This is a genomic window from Staphylococcus sp. EG-SA-2 (genome assembly GCF_017152085.1).
Map to the genome: position 1 here is coordinate 1 of NZ_JACYHC010001121.1, position 702 is coordinate 702.

The 702-nt window shown below is 36.6% G+C and carries 1 protein-coding gene; it reads left to right on the plus strand.

The genetic code is table 11. From position 1 onward, the window contains the following. Positions 1–14 precede the first annotated feature (14 nt). Positions 15–702, plus strand: a 688-nt coding sequence (locus IDG60_RS27975; protein WP_164091857.1) for a COG3942 and LysM peptidoglycan-binding domain-containing protein, incomplete at its 3' end; no start/stop codon positions are given.

Sequence of the window (702 nt, forward strand, 5' to 3'; positions counted from 1 at the left end):
GGAATGACAGCAAGATGAAAAAAACTCTTACAGTGACGGTTTCGTCAGTGTTAGCTTTTTTAGCTTTAAATAATGCAGCACATGCACAACAACATGGCACACAAGTAAAAACACCTGTTCAACATAACTATGTATCAAATGTTCAAGCACAAACGCAATCACCGACAACTTATACAGTAGTTGCTGGCGATTCATTATATAAGATTGCTTTAGAGCATCACTTAACGTTGAATCAATTATATTCATACAATCCTGGTGTAACACCTTTAATTTTTCCTGGTGACGTGATTTCACTTGTGCCTCAAAATAAAGTGAAACAAACTAAAGCGGTTAAATCACCAGTAAGAAAAGCAAGCCAAGCTAAAAAGGTAGTAAAACAACCTGTACAACAAGCGTCTAAAAAAGTAGTAGTTAAGCAAGCACCTAAGCAAGCAGTAGCTAAGACAGTTAATGTAGCATATAAACCTGCTCAAGTACAAAAATCAGTACCAACTGTACCTGTTGCACATAACTACAATAAATCAGTTGCTAACAGAGGAAACTTATATGCTTATGGAAACTGCACATATTATGCCTTCGATCGTCGTGCACAATTAGGTAGAAGTATAGGAAGTTTATGGGGCAATGCAAATAACTGGAATTACGCAGCAAAAGTTGCAGGATTTAAAGTAGATAAAACACCAGAAGTTGGCGCTATTTTCC